Annotated in this window: 18 protein-coding genes; 11 read left to right on the forward strand and 7 right to left on the reverse strand. The window is 63.9% G+C overall.

Going from position 1 to position 17,403, the window contains the following annotated elements:
* The 3 genes from exbB to WCE35_RS14125 all read left to right on the forward strand — a co-directional run.
* On the forward strand, positions 1–729 hold a 729-nt coding region (gene exbB, locus WCE35_RS14115), incomplete at its 5' end, for a tonB-system energizer ExbB (protein WP_424593959.1).
* Between the two features lie 3 nt (positions 730–732).
* The gene (gene exbD, locus WCE35_RS14120) at positions 733–1,215 is read left to right on the forward strand and encodes a TonB system transport protein ExbD (protein WP_424593960.1); all 483 of its coding nucleotides are present in this window, start codon (positions 733–735) and stop codon (positions 1,213–1,215) included.
* Positions 1,216–1,218: 3 nt separating this feature from the next.
* Entirely contained in the window at positions 1,219–2,010 is a 792-nt protein-coding gene (locus WCE35_RS14125) for an energy transducer TonB (protein WP_424593961.1), read from the forward strand.
* Between the two features lie 214 nt (positions 2,011–2,224).
* On the opposite strand, the gene WCE35_RS14130 is transcribed toward WCE35_RS14125, so the two are convergent.
* The 7 genes from WCE35_RS14130 to WCE35_RS14160 form a co-directional block, all read right to left on the reverse strand.
* The gene (locus WCE35_RS14130) at positions 2,225–3,445 is read right to left on the reverse strand and encodes an ABC transporter substrate-binding protein (protein WP_424593962.1); all 1,221 of its coding nucleotides are present in this window, start codon (positions 3,443–3,445) and stop codon (positions 2,225–2,227) included.
* A 143-nt stretch (positions 3,446–3,588) separates the two neighbouring features.
* Entirely contained in the window at positions 3,589–3,999 is a 411-nt protein-coding gene (locus WCE35_RS14135; RefSeq protein ID WP_424593976.1) for a hypothetical protein, read from the reverse strand.
* 45 nt (positions 4,000–4,044) lie between these two features.
* Positions 4,045–4,725, reverse strand: a complete 681-nt coding sequence (locus tag WCE35_RS14140; protein ID WP_424593963.1) for a site-2 protease family protein — start codon at positions 4,723–4,725, stop codon at positions 4,045–4,047.
* Between the two features lie 51 nt (positions 4,726–4,776).
* Positions 4,777–5,169 carry a GFA family protein gene (locus WCE35_RS14145; protein WP_424593964.1) on the reverse strand — a complete coding sequence of 131 codons (393 nt, stop codon included), beginning with the start codon at positions 5,167–5,169 and terminating at the stop codon, positions 4,777–4,779.
* A 13-nt stretch (positions 5,170–5,182) separates the two neighbouring features.
* Positions 5,183–5,929 carry an SDR family NAD(P)-dependent oxidoreductase gene (locus WCE35_RS14150; protein ID WP_424593965.1) on the reverse strand — a complete coding sequence of 249 codons (747 nt, stop codon included), beginning with the start codon at positions 5,927–5,929 and terminating at the stop codon, positions 5,183–5,185.
* Positions 5,930–6,016: 87 nt separating this feature from the next.
* Positions 6,017–6,751, reverse strand: a complete 735-nt coding sequence (locus WCE35_RS14155; protein ID WP_424593966.1) for an SDR family oxidoreductase — start codon at positions 6,749–6,751, stop codon at positions 6,017–6,019.
* 114 nt (positions 6,752–6,865) lie between these two features.
* Entirely contained in the window at positions 6,866–8,674 is a 1,809-nt protein-coding gene (locus WCE35_RS14160) for an IlvD/Edd family dehydratase (RefSeq protein ID WP_424593967.1), read from the reverse strand.
* 220 nt (positions 8,675–8,894) lie between these two features.
* Here WCE35_RS14160 and WCE35_RS14165 point away from each other — a divergent pair, with 220 nt between their 5' ends.
* The 8 genes from WCE35_RS14165 (at position 8,895) to WCE35_RS14200 (ending at position 17,260) form a co-directional block, all read left to right on the forward strand.
* On the forward strand, positions 8,895–9,962 hold the full coding sequence (locus WCE35_RS14165; protein WP_424593968.1) for an ABC transporter ATP-binding protein: 1,068 nt from the start codon (positions 8,895–8,897) through the stop codon (positions 9,960–9,962).
* Positions 9,963–9,992: 30 nt separating this feature from the next.
* Entirely contained in the window at positions 9,993–11,312 is a 1,320-nt protein-coding gene (locus WCE35_RS14170; protein WP_424593969.1) for an ABC transporter substrate-binding protein, read from the forward strand.
* Between the two features lie 95 nt (positions 11,313–11,407).
* Positions 11,408–12,367, forward strand: a complete 960-nt coding sequence (locus WCE35_RS14175; protein ID WP_424593970.1) for a carbohydrate ABC transporter permease — start codon at positions 11,408–11,410, stop codon at positions 12,365–12,367.
* A gap of 84 nt (positions 12,368–12,451) precedes the next feature.
* Positions 12,452–13,387 carry a carbohydrate ABC transporter permease gene (locus WCE35_RS14180; RefSeq protein WP_424593971.1) on the forward strand — a complete coding sequence of 312 codons (936 nt, stop codon included), beginning with the start codon at positions 12,452–12,454 and terminating at the stop codon, positions 13,385–13,387.
* Between the two features lie 47 nt (positions 13,388–13,434).
* A complete protein-coding gene (gene denD, locus WCE35_RS14185; RefSeq protein WP_424593972.1) occupies positions 13,435–14,421 on the forward strand; it encodes a D-erythronate dehydrogenase in 987 nt (328 codons plus the stop codon).
* A 33-nt stretch (positions 14,422–14,454) separates the two neighbouring features.
* Positions 14,455–15,399, forward strand: coding sequence for a sugar kinase (locus WCE35_RS14190; protein ID WP_424593973.1), 945 nt, complete (start codon positions 14,455–14,457; stop codon positions 15,397–15,399).
* Entirely contained in the window at positions 15,396–16,046 is a 651-nt protein-coding gene (gene eda / locus WCE35_RS14195; protein WP_424593974.1) for a bifunctional 4-hydroxy-2-oxoglutarate aldolase/2-dehydro-3-deoxy-phosphogluconate aldolase, read from the forward strand. Before WCE35_RS14190 ends, eda begins: the two co-directional genes overlap by 4 nt.
* 44 nt (positions 16,047–16,090) lie before the next feature.
* Positions 16,091–17,260 carry an acetyl-CoA acetyltransferase gene (locus WCE35_RS14200; protein ID WP_424593975.1) on the forward strand — a complete coding sequence of 390 codons (1,170 nt, stop codon included), beginning with the start codon at positions 16,091–16,093 and terminating at the stop codon, positions 17,258–17,260.
* Positions 17,261–17,403: the final 143 nt, after the last annotated feature.

Here is a 17,403-nt window from a genome sequence, read left to right on the forward strand (position 1 = left end):
GCCGGTGACAGCAGGCCGTTGAAATCGACCACCGTGGCGCTGCGCGAATTGTCGCCGTGGTCGATGTTCTTGTCGGCGGATATCATCGTCAAGGCGGTCATGATCGGCCTCGCTTTGGCGTCGGTCGTGACCTGGACCATCTTCATCGCCAAGATGATCGAGCTGTCGGTGGTCAGGCGCAGGCTGCGCGCGGCGCTGGCCGGAATCGGCGACGCGCGGTCGCTGGCGGACGCGCAGCTCGCGCTGGGCGCAAAACGCAGCGTGCTGTCGTCGTTCCTTGCCGCCGCGATGCGCGAAGCGCGGTTGTCGGCGGGAATTTCGAGCGACGCCGGCATCAAGGAACGCGCGGCCTCGAGCTTTGCCGAGATCGTCCGCGCCGAGGCGCGCCGGATCCGGCTCGGCATGGGCCTGCTCGCGACCATCGGCGCGACATCGCCCTTCATCGGCCTGTTCGGCACGGTCTGGGGCATCATGAACAGCTTTATCGGCATTTCGAAATCGCAGACCACCAACCTCGCCGTGGTGGCGCCCGGTATCGCCGAGGCGCTGCTCGCGACCGCGATCGGTCTGGTCGCCGCGATCCCGGCCGTCATCATCTACAACCACTTCGCGCGCGTCACCAAATCCTATCTCGAACTGGTCGGCCGGGCATCGGGGGCCGCGGGGCGGTTGCTGTCGCGCGACCTCGACCGTACCCATGTCGGCGCCAATTCGCGCGCAGCGGAGTAGGCGATGGCGGTCTCGCTCGCAGATAGTGACCTCGACGACGACAGCGATTTTGCGGAAGCGCATGAGATCAACGTCACGCCATTCATCGACGTGATGCTGGTGCTGTTGATCATCTTCATGGTGGCGGCGCCGCTTTCGACCGTCGATCTTCCCGTCGATCTGCCGACATCGACCGCGACCCCGCAGAAGAAGCCGGACAAGCCGACCTATGTCAGCATCAAGCCGGATCTGGCGGTGGCGATCGGAGAAGACGCGGTCAAGCGGGTCGATCTGGTGCGCACGCTCGATGCGATGGCGGATGCGAGCAAGGATCGCTACATCTTCCTGCGTGCCGACCGCGCCGTGCCCTATGGCGAGCTGATGGACGTGCTGGAAATCTTGCGTGCCGGCGGCTATTCCAGGATCAAGCTGGTGGCGCTGGAGGGTGTTGCGGATGCCGCGGCGCCGCAAGGTGCTTCGTCAGCTCCAGGCCCTGAACGGCGATGACCGATGCCTGAACTCGACGAACAAAAACCGCCCTGGCGGCTCTGGATTTTCGCAGGCTTCGGCGCGTTGATGCTGCACATCGGCGGCGCGGCGCTGGCGATCGCGCATTTGCCGACCGATGAGCCCGAAGACGCCCTCGGCGCGGCGGCAATCGAGGTCGGGTTCGAACTGGTCTCGGTGCGCCGCGAGGCCACCGACCTGCCGCCGGGCCCGGACACCGACGCCTCCGTGGCGTCGCCGCAGCTCGCCGAGCAGAAGGCCGAAGTCAAGCAAACTGACCTGCCCAGGGACACGCCGACCGAAGCTGAGGATCCGGACCGGGTGGTGACCCCGAACGAGTCGAAGAAGCCAAAAGAAGACGAACCGAAGATCGCGGCCGTGCAGACGTCGGCTTCGACGGAATCGGTGGCGGCGGAAGCCACCGCAACACCTGGCTCCGATGCGATCCCGGAAGGCAAGCGTTCGGTCGCGCCTGCGATCGGCAATGGCGAGACGGCCCGGCGCGTACGCGCGACCTGGCAGAAGGAACTGGTGGCGCATCTTGACAGGCACAAGCGCTATCCGGCGGAGCATTCGCTGAAGGCGGCTGAGATTTCCGTCCGCTTCACGCTGGACCGGCTCGGCCGCGTGCTCTCGACGACAATCGAAAAGAGCTCGGGCGACAAGGCATTTGACGAGGCGGCGCTGGCGATGGTGCGCCGCTCCGACCCGGTACCGCCGCCGCCGCCGCTGATCGCGGACGAGGGGTTGAACTTCACCCTGCCGGTGATCTTTCGGGTCAAGGGCAAGAGCTGAGGGCCGGGCAGAGCGGCTTGGGCCTATGGGTCGCGCGAATGCGCGCAGGGAATTGCTGCGGATTCGAATTTCAGACAACAGCCGCCGTCCAGCAAACACGGCCGACGCGCAACTGTGCGAGAGATGAAGGAGGGCCCTGCGGGCACTCCAAAAAACAAAATGCCCGGCGATCGCTCGCCGGGCATCCTGGCCGCGTAACGTCGTAGCGTTCGGCTCAGCTCTTCTTCACCATCGGGCAGGCGCTCTTCTCCAGCGGGATGAAGGCTTCTTCCGCCGGGATGGTGGCCACCAACTTGTAATAGTCGAAGGGATATTTCGACTCGGCCGGCTTCTTGACCTCGAACAGATAGGCCGGATGGATCTTGCGGCCGTCGGCGCGGATCGAGCCCTTGCCGAACAGCGCATCGTCGGTCGGCGTTTCCTTCATCCTGGCGACCACCGCGCGTCCGTCATGCGGATTGCCGCCGAGCGCCTCGAGCACCTTGAAGTAATGGATCAGCGACGAATAGACGCCGGCCTGCACCATGGTCGGCGGACCCTTCTTGTACTTTTCGTTGAAACGCCTGGTGAAGGCGCGGGTCTGGTCGTTCATGTCCCAATAGAACGTCTCGGTGAAGTTCAGGCCCTGTGCGACGTTCAAGCCCAGCGCGTGGACGTCGGTCACGAACATCAGCATGCCCGCGAGCTTCTGCCCGCCGGAGACGATGCCGAATTCGGCCGCCTGCTTGATCGCGTTGGTGGTGTCGCCGCCGGCATTGGCGAGCCCGATGATCTTGGCCTTCGAGCCTTGCGCCTGCAGCAGGAACGAGGAGAAGTCGGCATTGTTGAGCGGATGCTTGACGCCGCCGAGCACCTTGCCGCCATTGGCCGTGACCACCGCCGCGGTGTCACGCTCGAGCGCATGTCCGAAGGCGTAGTCCGCGGTCAGGAAAAACCAGGTGTCGCCGCCGGATTTCACCAGCGCCTTGCCGGTTCCGTTCGCCAGCATCCAGGTGTCGTAGACCCAATGCACCGTGTTCGGCGAGCATTGCGCGCCGGTGAGGTCGGACGACGCCGACCCGGAGTTGAGGTTGACGACGTTCTTCTCCCTGGCGAGGTTGGCGATCGCGAGCCCAACGCCGGAACTCGCCAGATCGACGAACACGTCGACCTTCTCGATGTCGATCCACTGCTTGCCGATATTGACGCCAACGTCGGGCTTGTTCTGGTGATCCGCCGTGATCAGGTCGACCTTCCAGCCCTTTGCCAGCAGCCCGGAATCCTCGATCGCCATTTGCGCGGCGGCGGCCGAGCCGGGGCCGCCGATATCTGCATAAAGACCGGACTGGTCGCCAAGGCTTCCGACCCTCACCACCTTGTCCATCGTTTGCGCCAACGCGCCCCCGGCAACTGCCAGGCTTCCGGTCAATACCAGGGCTGCAATCGATCGCTTCATTTCCCCTCCCATGCTCTTTGAGTTCTCAGCCGAATTTATCGGGTCATTATGCCCGGCATTCGGCCGCCCGCCTAGCGGTGGCGGCGAGAGATGGTCCGAAGGTCGAGTTACGGGGCGGTATGAACCGGTTTCGCCAAAGCTGGCTACCGCCAGTAGTACCGGATGCCGACATAGACCGCGACCAGGCAGGCGAAGATCAGCGCCACCGGAAGCCGCGGTTTTGCGGTTGGCCCGGATGGACCGGGCGTCGGCCTGGCGGGGGCCCGCCGGAACGCCGTGACGTTGCCGGCCTCCGCGACGGCTTTGCGCGCGCGCGCGGGAACGTCCGGCGGCGTGCCGCCGCCGCCCATCTCGGCGTAATAGCTCTTGTACATGAGGTGGATGGTGGCCTCGGTAGCCTCGGCCTCCGTCATCGTCTCCAGGAGCTTCCGGTAGCTGGCGAGGAAGTTCTGCGCCTCGGGCGGGAGGGTGGAAGCACCGTTGAGTTTGGCCAGCATTTTCCAGGTCGCAAAGTCCGCCCGCGCCCTGGTATCGGCGCGTCGCGCGATCAGCATGTCGGCAGCCTTGATCAAGATGGCCTCTGGGGGTTTCCTGCCTCTTTATGCGTTGCCGGTGAGGAGGAGAAGCGCGCGCATCACATAGCCGATCATTGTCCGCAGTATTGCCGAAATAACATCAAGATTTAGGCCGAGTTGCGCCCCCACCAGTGGAAGCAGGATCAGAAGCCCGACCAAGATCAGAATCCCATAGGGCTCGAGCCGGGACAGCGGCCAGGCCAGGAACCTCGGCAATAGCCCGACCGCGACCCGCCCGCCGTCCAGCGGCGGTATCGGCAGCATGTTGAAGACCGCCAGCACGATGTTGACCAGGAATGCGTTTTCGAGGTTGTCGGCGGTCCATTGCGCGGCGTTGTCGGGCGCAAGGGGCAGGGCATGGAAGGCCAAAGCGACCGCCAGCGCGAGGATGATGTTGGTGGCGGGTCCGGCCAGCGCCACCCAGACCATGTCGAGCCGGGGATGGTTCAGGTTGCGGAAATTCACCGGCACCGGTTTGGCATAGCCGAACAGGAACGGCGAATGCGACAGCATCAGCACGCCGGGCAGGATCAAGGTGCCGAAGGGGTCGATATGCCTGAGCGGATTGAAACTGACCCGGCCGAGCTGAAAAGCGGTGTTGTCGCCGAGCCGGTGCGCGACAAAGCCGTGCGCCGCTTCATGGAAGGTGATGGCGATGACGATCGGCAGCACCCAGACGGATACGTCGTAAAGTGAGATGTTCAATTGCGGTGCCCCGGTGGGATGGCTTTGCCGCTCAACCCTAGCACGCCGGTGTCACTGGGGAACGGTCTGCTTATGTTGCGGCAGGCCATCGTCGAGCCGCACCCAGTCGATCTTCTCCGAGACCCAGATGTGCTCGGTCGGCGCAAAGGCGTTGCGGTCGTCGAAAACCGCGAGCGCGACCCCGACCATGGTGCCGTTGGTGCGCCGTGAAAACAACCGCGTGCCGCAGGTCTTGCAGAACACCCGATCGAGCGCTTCGGAGGAGGCGTAGTGGGCGGTGTCGCCCTGAACGGTGAGCGCGCGCTGGTCGAACAGCGCGCGGGCAAAGAATGGCGAGCCCATCGCCTTCTGGCAGTTGCGGCAGTGGCAGATGCGGACATTGACCGGCTCGCCTTCGGTCCTGAACCTGACCGCGCCGCACAGGCATCCGCCTTCCCTGGTCATGGTATTTCCAACTCTAATAGGTGGCGCGGCCGCCCGAAATATCGAACACCGCGCCGGTGGAGAAGGCGCAATCTTCGGAGGCGAGCCACGCCACCATGGCCGCGAGCTCTTCCACCAGCACGAACCGACCCTTCGGGATCTTGGACAGCATGAAGTCGATATGCGCTTTCGTCATCTGGTCGAAGATCGCGGTTTTCGCCGCGGCCGGCGTCACCGCGTTGACGAGGATGTCGTGCTGCGCCAGTTCCTTGCCGAGCGATTTCGTCAGCGCGATCAGGCCGGCCTTCGATGCCGAATAATGCGCGGCGTTGGGATTGCCCTCCTTGCCGGCGATCGAGGCGATGTTGACGATGCGGCCGTATTTTTGGCCGAGCATGACAGGCACCACCGCCTTGCAGCAGATGAAGGGGCCGTCGAGGTTGATGCGCAGCACCTTGCGCCATTCCTCGAGATCGGTTTCCCACACGCTCTTGTTGATGCCGGCGATGCCGGCATTGTTGACGAGGATGTCGATCTTGCCGAGCGCTTTCAGCGTCGCGTCCCGCGTCGTTTCGACCGCGGCGAGATCGGACACATCGACCTTGAAGGCGGTGACGGCGGAGCCGATTTGCTTCGCCGTCTTCTCCGCGAACGGCTGGTCGTGATCCCAGATCGCGACCCTGGCGCCGGAGGCGACGAAGCGCTCGGTGATGGCGCGCCCAAAACCCTGCGCGCCCCCGGTGACGACGGCGCAGCGGCCGTTGAGATCGATCTGGTTCATGGGAAGAATCCTTTCGTTGAATCTGTCGCGTCGCTGTGGCGGAGGACTGCTCCCTCGCCCCGCTCTTGCGGGGAGAGGTTGAAAAATTCACAGCGTCCAGCCGCCGTCGATGATGTGGGCGACACCGGTTGTGAACGCGCTTTCGTCGCTGGCGAGATAGACCGCGAGCAACGCAATCTCCTCCGCCGTGCCGAGCCGTCCCATCGGCTGTCGCGCGATGAACATCTCGCGCCCGCCAGGACCTGCGGCAGCGGCGCGCTGCAGCATCGACGGGGTTTCGATGGTGCCGGGGCAGATGCAATTGCATCGCACGCCCCTGGTGATGAAATCGGCGGCGACCGCGCGCGTCAGCGCCGCGACCGCGGCCTTGGTCGCGCCATAGACGTAGCGGTTGGGGGCGGCCTTGAACACGCCGGCGGCGGACGAGATGTTCACGATCGAGCCGCGGCCCGCTTCCAGCATGCCCGGCAGGAATGAGCGGATGGTGCGGTGCATCGACTTGACGTTGAGGTCGAACGAAAAATCCCAGTCCTCATCGGAGCAATCGAGCGCGGTGCCGTGGTGCACGAAGCCCGCGGCATTGAGCAGGATATCGGTCTTGCCGGCGCGCCTGGCCATCGCCGCGACCGCCGCGCTGTCGCGTGCGTCGAGCCGCGCCACTTCGGCGACGCCTTCGCTCTTCAAGGCCGCGAGCTTGCCCTCGTCGATGTCGGTGGCGAACACGGTCGCCCCTTCGCGCGCAAAGGCCACCGCGCAGGCGCGGCCGATACCCACCGCGGCCGCGGTCACGAATGCGCGCTTACCCTTCAGGCGGTCTGACATGGTTTTCTCCGTTCAATTTCCCGCGTCATTGCGAGGAGCAACGCGACGAAGCAATCCATGTTTCCCCAGTGGGATTTCTGGATTGCTTCGCTGCGCTCGCAATGACGGTCCTGGCTAATGATTATCCCGCGCCACGCCGACCTTGCCTGCGATGTCGTGATAGCGGGTGGCGAATTCCATGCAGGCGCCGGTGGCCTGCTGGCCGACGGTGGAGCGATAGAGCTCCTGCCACGGCGTCTGGTTGGCCGGGTAGGGGAAGCCGCCCTTGGCTTTCAGCTCGGTGCGCCGGCGCTGCAACTCCTCGTCGGAGATCAGGATGTTGGCGCTGCCCTTGTTGAGGTCAATGCGGACCTTGTCGCCGGTCTTGAGGATCGCAAGTCCGCCGTCGGCGGCGGCCTCGGGCGTCGCGTTGAGGATCGACGGCGAACCCGAAGTGCCGGACTGGCGGCCGTCGCCGATGCAGGGCAGCGACAGGATGCCGCGTTTGATCAGCGCCGCCGGCGGCTGCATGTTGACGACCTCGGCGCCGCCGGGATAGCCGATCGGCCCGGTGCCGCGCACGAACAGGATGCAGTGCTCGTCGATGTCGAGCGCGGGATCGTCGATGCGGTGGTGATAATCCTCCGGGCCCTCGAACACGATGGCGCGGCCCTCGAACGCATTCAGGTCCTTCGGGTTGTTGAGATAACGGTCGCGGAACTCGTTCGAGATCACGCTGGTCTTCATGATCGCGGAATCGAACAGATTGCCGCGCAGCACCAGGAAGCCGGCGTCCTTCAGCAGCGGCTTGTCGTAGCTCCAGATCACGTCGCCGTCGGGCCTGGCGGCCTCGCGGCAATTGTCGCCCATGGTGTGACCGTTGACGGTGATGGCGTCTTCATGGATGCGCTTGTGCGTCATCAATTCGCGCACCACCGCCGGCACGCCGCCGGCGCGGTGATATTCCTCGCCGAGATAGAAGCCGGCCGGCTGCATGTTGACCAGCAGCGGAATCGCGTGGCCGAACTTTTGCCAGTCGTCGATGTCAAGTTCGACGCCGACGTGGCGGGCGAGCGCATTGATATGGATCGGCGCGTTGGTCGAGCCGCCGATCGCCGAATTGACCACGATGCAGTTCTCGAATGCCTTGCGCGTCAGGATGTCGGAGGGTTTCAGGTCCTCCCAGACCATGTCGACGATCCGCCGGCCGGTGTCATAGGCGATCTGCCCGCGCTCGCGATAGGGCGCGGGGATCGCGGCGCAGCCGGGCAGCGACATGCCGAGCGCTTCCGCCAGCGAGTTCATGGTCGAGGCGGTGCCCATGGTGTTGCAGTGGCCGACCGACGGGGCCGAGGAGGCCACGATGTTCATGAACTCCTCGTAGTCGATCTCGCCGCCGGCAAGCTGCTCGCGCGCCTTCCAGACCACGGTGCCCGACCCCGTGCGTTCGCCCTTGTGCCAGCCGTTCAGCATCGGCCCGCCCGACAGCACGATGGCCGGCAGATTGACGGTCGCCGCCGCCATCAGGCAGGCCGGCGTGGTCTTGTCGCAGCCGGTGGTCAGCACCACGCCGTCGAGAGGGTAGCCGAACAGGATTTCGACGAGGCCGAGATAGGCGAGGTTGCGGTCCAGCGCCGCGGTCGGGCGCTTGCCGGTCTCCTGGATCGGGTGGGTGGGAAATTCCATGGCGATGCCGCCGGCGGCGCGGATTCCTTCCCGGACCCGGTGTGCCAATTCGAGATGATGCCGGTTACAGGGCGACAGATCGTTGCCGGTCTGCGCGATGCCGATAATGGGCTTGCCGGACTGCAGTTCGTGCCGGGTCAGGCCGTAATTCAGGTAGCGCTCGAGGTACAGCGCGGTCATCCCCGGGTTATGCGGGTTGTTAAACCACTCGCTGGAACGCAGTTTGCGGCTGGTGATGGAGGTCAGCGGCTTGTTCATCGTTTCTCCCGCAGTGCACACGCCTTATTATTGTGCGTAATGTTCGTGATGGCGGGGGACATTTGCATGCCGACGCTGGCTTCGCAACGTCGGCGAAAACGGTACCCGCTTACGACTTTGATCCAAGGACATCGGCAAAAAATTCTGATATTACCGCTGCTAATGAACAGAGCGGCTACGGGGCCAAGCCCGTCAGGCCGCGTGAAATGGAGGGAAGTGGATGTCGTCGGTCCAAATTCGCGACGTGCGGAAGTCTTTCGGCAATTTTGAGGTTCTGCACGGCGTGTCGATCCCGATCGAGGACGGTGAGTTCGTGGTTCTGGTAGGCCCCTCCGGCTGCGGCAAATCGACCTTGCTGCGGATGCTCGCAGGGCTCGAAAACATCACCTCGGGCACGATTTCGATCGGCGACCGCGTCGTCAACAATGTCCAGCCCAAAGAGCGCGACATCGCGATGGTGTTCCAGAACTATGCGCTCTACCCGCATATGACGGTCGCCGACAATATGGGCTTCTCGCTCAAGCTGCGCGGCGCGCGGCCGGAGGAAATCTCCAAAGGCGTCAAGCGGGCCGCGGAAATTCTGGCGCTGACGCCGCTGCTCGACCGCTATCCCCGGCAATTGTCCGGCGGCCAGCGCCAGCGCGTCGCCATGGGCCGCGCCATCGTCCGCGATCCCCAGGTGTTCCTGTTCGACGAGCCGCTGTCCAACCTCGACGCCAAACTGCGGGTAGCGATGCGCACCGAGATCAAGGAGCTGCACCAGCGGCTGCGCACGACGACCGTTTATGTCACCCACGACCAGATCGAGGCCATGACCATGGCCGACAAGATCGTGGTGATGCATGACGGCATCGTCGAGCAGATCGGCACGCCGCTCGAACTCTACGACCAGCCTGACAATCAGTTCGTCGCCGGCTTCATCGGCTCGCCAGCGATGAATTTCCTCAAGGGCAAGGTGAAGTCGAACGGCACGGCCGGTTTCGAGGGCCCGAACGGCATCAAGCTTCCGCTCAAATCGGCGCCCGCCAATTCGGACGGCCGGCCCGCCGTTTACGGTATCCGGCCGGAGCACTTCACCCTCGCCGATGACGGCGCCGAGGCCGAGATCGTCGTGGTCGAGCCGACCGGCTCGGAAACCCAGGTCTTTGCCAAGCTCGGCGGCGAGCAGGTCGTCGCGGTGTTCCGCGAACGCCATCAATTCAGTCCGGGCGACAAGGTCCGGCTCAAGCCGGACCCGTCGCTCGTGCATTTGTTCGACGAGACGACCGGCAAACGACTGAATAGCTGAAATCAGAGAATCTTAGAGGGAGGATAGACTATGAATGACTTTACTCGCCGCTCGCTGCTTCAGGGCGGTACCGCGCTGGCTGCCGCCGGCGCGCTGACCGGGCCGGCCCTGCTCGATTTCGCAAAAGCCTGGGCGCAGACGGCGCCATGGAAGGCGGAGCCGGGCGCCAAGCTCACGGTGATGCGCTGGAAGCGCTTCGTGCCGGCGGAAGACGAAGCCTTTAACGCGATGGTCGCGGCCTTCAAGACGGCGACCGGCACCGACATGAACGTGTTCAGCGAGTCCTTCGAGGACCTGCAGCCGAAGGCTTCTGTCGCGGCCAACACCGGCTCGGGCCTCGATATGGCCTGGGGCCTGCATACGCTGCCGCAGCTGTTCCCGACCAAAGTGCTGAAGATGAACGATGTGGCCGACTATCTCGGCAACAAGTACGGCGGCTGGACCGATGCCGCCGCCAAGACCTGCAAGCTGGGCAATGACTGGCTCGGCATTCCCGTCGCCACCGTCGGCGGTTACATGACTTACCGCAAATCGGCCACCGACAAGGCGGGGTTCAGCGAATTCCCGAAAGACTTCCCCGGCTTCCTCGAGATGTGCAAGGCGTTGAAGAAAAACAACACGCCGGCCGGCTTCGCGCTCGGGCATGCTTCGGGCGACGCCAATGGCTGGCTGCACTGGGTTTTGTGGGGTCACGGCGCCTATACCGTCGACAAGGACGACAAGGTCATCATCAACTCGCCGGAAACCCTGAAGGCGCTGGAATACTGCAAGGCGCTTTCCGATACGTTCATCCCCGGCGTCGCGTCATGGAATGATTCCTCGAACAACAAGGCGTACCTCGCGGGCGAACTCTACTGCACCGCCAACGGCATCTCGATCTATGTCGCCGCCAAGGACGATCCGACCAAGAAGGAACTTACCGAGGATACCTATCACGCCCTGATGCCGGTCGGGCCGATCGGCAAGCCGACGGAACTGCAGCTTTGCGTCCCGATCCTGACGTTCAACTTCACCAAGTACCCGAACGCCGCGAAGGCCTTTACCGCCTTCATGCTGGAGAAGGAAAACTTCGACAAATGGCTGTTGGGCGCGCGGGGCTATCTCACCCAGACGCTCAATGCCTATGATTCCTCGCCGGTGTGGACCGCCGACCCCAAGAACCAGGTGTTCAGCCAGGCCAGCAAGCGCGCGCTGCCGGCGTCCGGTATCGGCACACCCGGCGAAAAGGCGGCAACCGCGATCGCCGACTTCCTGGTGGTCGACATGTTTGCGAACTACTGCACCGGCCGCGAGACGGCGCCCGGCGCGATCGCGATCGCCGAACGGCAGTTGAAGCGCATCTATCGCTAGGGAAATAGCGGCGAGCCGCAAGTGATTGCGGCTCGCCTCACAGACCGATACCGAAGAGACGGCAACGCCGCCGATGATATTGCGGGATTTCGCCAATGGCTGACATCGCACTTCAACCCCGGACCGCCAAGCCGCAGATACGCGAGGCCACCGCGTGGGATCATCTGCGGACCAATCGCAACTGGCTCGGTTTCTGGTTCATGCTGCCGGCGATGGCGTTCCTGATATTTTTCCTGGCCTATCCGCTGGGCCTCGGTATCTGGATTTCGTTCACCGACGCAAAGATCGGACGGCCGGGTGGATTCATCGGGGTCGAGAATTATGAGTGGCTGTGGGGCGATTCGATCTTCTGGCTGTCGGTGTTCAATACGCTGCTCTACACCACGATCGCGAGCGCCATCAAATTCGCGATAGGGCTCTATCTGGCTTTGCTCCTGAACGAGAACATGCCGTTCAAGGCGATGCTGCGGGCGCTGGTACTGATCCCCTTCATCGTGCCGACCGTGCTGTCAGCGCTGGCGTTCTGGTGGATCTTCGATTCGCAGTTCTCGATCATTTCGTGGTCGCTCAAGCACCTCGGCCTGATCACGCAGAACATCAATTTTCTCGGTGATACGACCTGGGCGCGGACCTGCGTGATCTTCGCCAATATCTGGCGCGGCGTGCCGTTCGTCGCGATCACGCTGCTGGCGGGCCTGCAGACGGTGCAGCCGTCGCTCTATGAGGCTGCGACCCTTGACGGAGCCAGCAAATGGGAGATGTTCCGCTTTATCACCTATCCCCTTCTGACACCGATCATCGCGGTGGTGATGACATTCTCGGTGCTGTTCACCTTCACCGACTTCCAGCTGATCTGGGCGATGACCCGCGGCGGTCCGGTCAATGCCACCCACCTGATGGCCACGCTGTCGTATCAGCGCGCGATCATCGCAGGACAGCTTGGCGAGGGGGCCGCGATTTCAAGCGCAATGATCCCGTTCCTGCTGGCCGCGATCATGGTTTCGTGGTTCGGGCTGCAGCGCCGCAAATGGCAGCAGGGAGAAAGCAATGACTGATCTTCGCGGCGCTGCTTGTTTACTTTTGGCGCGAACGGGGCAGGCCCCGCGCGCGCTGCCGCAAGTGGCAGCAGGGAGAGTCGAATGACCGAGCTTCCGACCTTACGGGTCGATATCAAAGCCGTGCTGGCGGGCTCCTCGCCGACGGCCGCGATGGACGATCACAGCGAGGGCATGAGCTATCTGCAATCGCTGCCGCGCCGTCTGGTGACGCTGTATTTGCCGCTGGCGATCATCGTGTTCGTCCTGTTGTTCCCGTTCTACTGGATGGGGCTGACGGCGATCAAACCCGACGAGCAACTGCTCGATCTCGAGAAGTTCAATCCGTTCTGGACCTGGAACCCGACGTTCAAGCACATTCACAAGCTGCTGTTCGAAAGCTATTATCCGTGGTGGCTGTGGAACACGATGTATGTCGCGGTCTGCGCCACCATTCTGTCGATCGTCGCCAGCGTGCTTGCGGCTTACGCCATCGTGCGTTTGCGATATCGCGGCGCGCAATGGGTCGGCGGGCTGATCTTCATGGCCTATCTGGTGCCGCCCTCGATCCTGTTCATTCCGCTCGCCACCGTGGTGTTCCAGTACGGCCTGTTCGACTCGCCGATGGCGCTGATCCTGACCTATCCGACCATCCTGATTCCGTTCTCGACCTGGCTGCTGATGGGCTATTTCAAGACCATCCCGTTCGAGCTGGAGGAGTGCGCGCTGATCGATGGCGCGAGCCGCTGGCAGATCCTGATCAAGATCGTGCTGCCGCTGGCGATCCCGGGCCTGATCTCGGCCTTCATCTTCTGCTTCACGCTGTGCTGGAACGAGTTCATCTATGCGCTGACCTTCCTGCAATCGACTTACAACAAGACCGTGCCGGTCGCGATCGTCAACGAATTCGTCGATGGCGATGTCTATCGCTGGGGGTCGCTGATGGCGGGGGCGCTGGCGGGCTCGCTGCCGCTGGTGATCCTCTACGCCTTCTTCGTCGAGCATTACGTGTCGGCCATGACGGGAGCCGTGAAGGAATGATTTCGCAGGCCCGTATCTGATACTCAAAAACAAAAAGGAGACGGGTCTTGCACATTCTGATTCTTGGCGCTGCCGGCATGGTCGGCCGCAAACTGACCGAGCGGTTGCTGCGCGACGGACGCCTCGGCAAGCAGGACATTACCAGGATGACGCTGCAGGACGTGGTGGCGCCCGCCAAGCCTGCCAATGCGAAAATCCCGGTCAGCGTCGTGGCGTCCGACTTCGCGGACCGCGATGCCGCGGCGCCGCTGGTCGCCGAACGTCCCGAGGTGATCTTTCATCTGGCGGCGATCGTGTCGGGCGAGGCGGAGGCCGAATTCGACAAGGGCTATCGCGTCAATCTCGACGGCACCCGGCAGCTGATCGACGCGATCCGCGCCGTCGGCGGCGGCTACAAGCCGCGGCTGGTGTTCACCTCCTCGATCGCGGTGTTCGGCGCGCCGTTTCCCGAGAAGATCGGCGACGAATTCTTCCACACGCCGCTGACGAGCTACGGCACGCAGAAATCGATTTGCGAGCTCCTGATCAACGACTACACCCGCAAGGGACTGCTCGACGGCATCAGCATTCGTCTCCCGACGATCTGCGTACGGCCGGGCAAACCGAACAAGGCGGCGTCAGGCTTCTTCTCCAACATCATCCGCGAGCCGCTGGCCGGCGAGGAGGCGGTGCTGCCGGTTTCCGAGGACGTGCGGCACTGGTACGCCTCGCCAAAATCGGCGGTCGGCTTTCTCATGCACGCCGGGACCATGGACCTCGGCGCGATGGGGCCGCGGCGCAGTCTCAGCATGCCGGGCCTGTCGGCCACGGTGGGCGAGCAGATCGCAGCCCTCGACCGCGTCGCCGGCAGGAACGTCACCGCGCGGATCAAGCGGGTGCCCGATCCGACCATCATCGGCATCGTCAGCGGCTGGCCGCGCGACTTCGTCACCGACCGCGCGCTCAAGCTCGGCTTCACCACGGCCGAGAAGACGTTTGACGATATCATCCGGATTCACATCGAGGACGAGCTCGGCGGCAAGTTCGCGGCTTGATGTGGCTTCAAGCGAACCCGTGCGGATGCGGTCATGACAAGGGTAGCCTGTATCGGCGAATGCATGATCGAGCTGAAACAGGCCCGGGCCGGCATGTACTCGCGCGGTTTTGGCGGTGATACCCTGAACACCGCCGTTTATCTCGCCCGTCTTGGCGTCGACGTCGATTACATCACCGCGCTCGGGGACGACCCCCTGAGCGACGAGATGGTCGCCGGCTGGACCGCCGAGGGCGTCGGGACCAAGCGCGTCGTCCGTCTATCGGGCAGATTGCCCGGCATCTACATGATCCAGACCGATGACAAGGGCGAGCGGCGGTTCTTTCACTGGCGGGAAGACGCGGCCGCGCGGAGCCTGATGGATCTGCCCGAAACCGGGGATATCCTGAATTCGCTCGCGAGCTATGATATCGTTTATCTCTCCGCGATCACGCTGTCGATCTACAGCGAGGAGGGGCGAAGCCGCTTGATGACGGCTCTCAAACGCGCGCGCCTGCTCGGGACCCGCTTTGCGTTCGACACCAATTTTCGGGCACGCGGCTGGCCCGATCTCGACGTTGCGCGCCGCGCCTATGGCGATGCGTTCGAGGCCGCCGATATCGTGTTGGCCTCGACGGAGGATTTGCTGCCGCTCTATCCCGGAGAGAGCAATGCGACCCTGATGCTGGGCATTGCCAGTCCGGAACTGGTGTTGAAGCTCGCCGAGCCGGCCAGCCTGCTGCGGTTTGCCGGCGGTTCGCACGAGGTGAAAGCAGAGCCCCTGACAAAACCAGTCGTCGATACCACCGCGGCGGGCGACAGCTTCGCGGCGGCCTACATCGCGGCACGGCTTGCGGGCTCGGACCCGGTCGAGGCTGCGCGCGCCGGGCACCGTCTTGCCGGTGTGGTGGTGCGCTATCCCGGCGCGGTCATTCCGCGCTATGCGATGCCGCTCCGGAAAACGCGAAAACCGGTGACTTCTCGCAAGGCGTCGCGATGACCCCGACGGCAAAACAGCAACAGCTTGCCGCGCTGTTGAGCCAGGCCATCGTCATCCCCGTGCTCACGATCGAGCGGCTCGAACACGCCGTGCCGCTCGCCAGGGCGCTGGTCGCCGGCGGGGTCCGCACGCTGGAAGTCACGTTGCGTACCGAGGTTGCGATCGAGGCCGCCAGGGCGATCATGGCCGAGGTGCCGGATGCGATCGTCGGAATTGGCACGATCCTGACCGTCGATGATCTGGCGCGCGCCCAGGCGCTCGGCGCCAAATTCGGCATCAGCCCCGGCGCCACACCCGACCTCCTGAAAGCCGCCGCCGCCAGCTCGTTGCCGTTCGCGCCGGGTATCGCGACCGCCTCCGAGCTGATGCTGGCGCTGGCGCACGGGTGCGATCTCGTCAAATTCTTCCCGGCCGAGCCCTCCGGCGGTATCAAGGCAGTACGGGCGCTGGCAGGGCCATTTCCGAATGTGCGGATTTGCCCGACCGGCGGGATTGGCGAAGCCAACGCGGCGGCGTGGCTGGCCGAGCCCAATGTGGTGGCGGTGGGCGGTTCCTGGCTCTGCCCGGCCGCCGATATCAGGTCCGGCAACTGGGCCGGCATAACGGCCATGTGCGCGCGGACGATGAAATCGCTGAAACCGGCGTAAAGATAGGTTACATAATCACCCACGCAGCAACAGGGAGCATGACCATGACGGCCAGCATCGTGGGATGGGCGCATACGCCCTTCGGCAAGCTCGACGCGGAGACGGTCGAGAGCCTCGTGGTCAAGGTCGCGACCGATGCGATGGCGGATGCCGGCATCTCGGCTTCCGATGTCGACGAGATCGTGCTCGGCCATTTCAACGCCGGCTTCTCGCCGCAGGATTTTACCGCCTCACTGGTGCTGCAGGCCGATCCGAAGCTGCGCTTCAAGCCGGCCACCCGGGTCGAGAACGCCTGCGCCACCGGGTCGGCCGCGGTGCACCAGGGCATCCGCGCGATCGCCGCGGGCGCGGCCAGGATCGTGCTGGTGGTCGGCGTCGAGCAGATGACGCGGACTCCGGGTCCCGAGATCGGAAAGTACCTTTTGCGCGCCTCCTATTTGCCCGAGGACGGCGACACCCCCGGCGGCTTTGCCGGCGTGTTCGGCAAGATCGCGCAGGCCTATTTCCAGAAATATGGCGACCAGTCCGATGCGCTGGCGATGATCGCCGCCAAGAACCACAAGAACGGCGTCGCCAATCCCTATGCGCAGATGCGCAAGGATTTCGGCTATGAATTCTGCCGCTCCGAAAGCGAGAAGAACCCGTTCGTGGCGGGTCCGCTCAAGCGCACCGACTGCTCGCTGGTGTCGGACGGCGCCGCCGCTTTGGTGCTCACGGATTCGGAAACTGCGAAAACCATGGGCAAGGCGGTCAACTTCCGCGCCACCGCGCATGCGCAGGATTTCCTGCCGATGTCCAAGCGCGACATCTTGCAGTTCGAGGGCTGCACGGTGGCCTGGCAGCGCGCGCTGCAACAGGCCGGCGCGCAGCTTTCCGATCTGTCGTTCGTCGAAACCCATGACTGCTTCACCGTCGCCGAACTCATTGAGTACGAAGCGATGGGCCTGACGCCGCGCGGGCAGGGCGCCCGCGCCATCAAGGAGGGCTGGACGCAAAAGGACGGCAGGCTGCCGGTCAACCCGTCCGGCGGCCTCAAGGCCAAGGGCCATCCGATCGGCGCCACCGGCGTCTCCATGCACGTGATGAGCGCGATGCAGCTCACCGGCCAGGCGCCGGAGGGCATGCAGTTGAAGAACGCCGGGCTTGCCGGCATCTTCAACATGGGTGGCGCGGCGGTCGCCAATTATGTCTCGCTGCTGGAGCCTGTGAAGTAGGTGGCGCTACGTTTTTAGGGTCTTCAGGGAATCGAGTGGGTAATTTTGAGGGATCATAGCGGCGGAAGTGGCTGTGGATAGGGACTTTCTTGGTTTTTTAGGCAGGCCCGATTTTGGCATGCTGAGTGATGGCCAAATCAGGG

The organism is Bradyrhizobium sp., assembly GCF_049691595.1.
Taxonomy (GTDB): domain Bacteria; phylum Pseudomonadota; class Alphaproteobacteria; order Rhizobiales; family Xanthobacteraceae; genus Bradyrhizobium.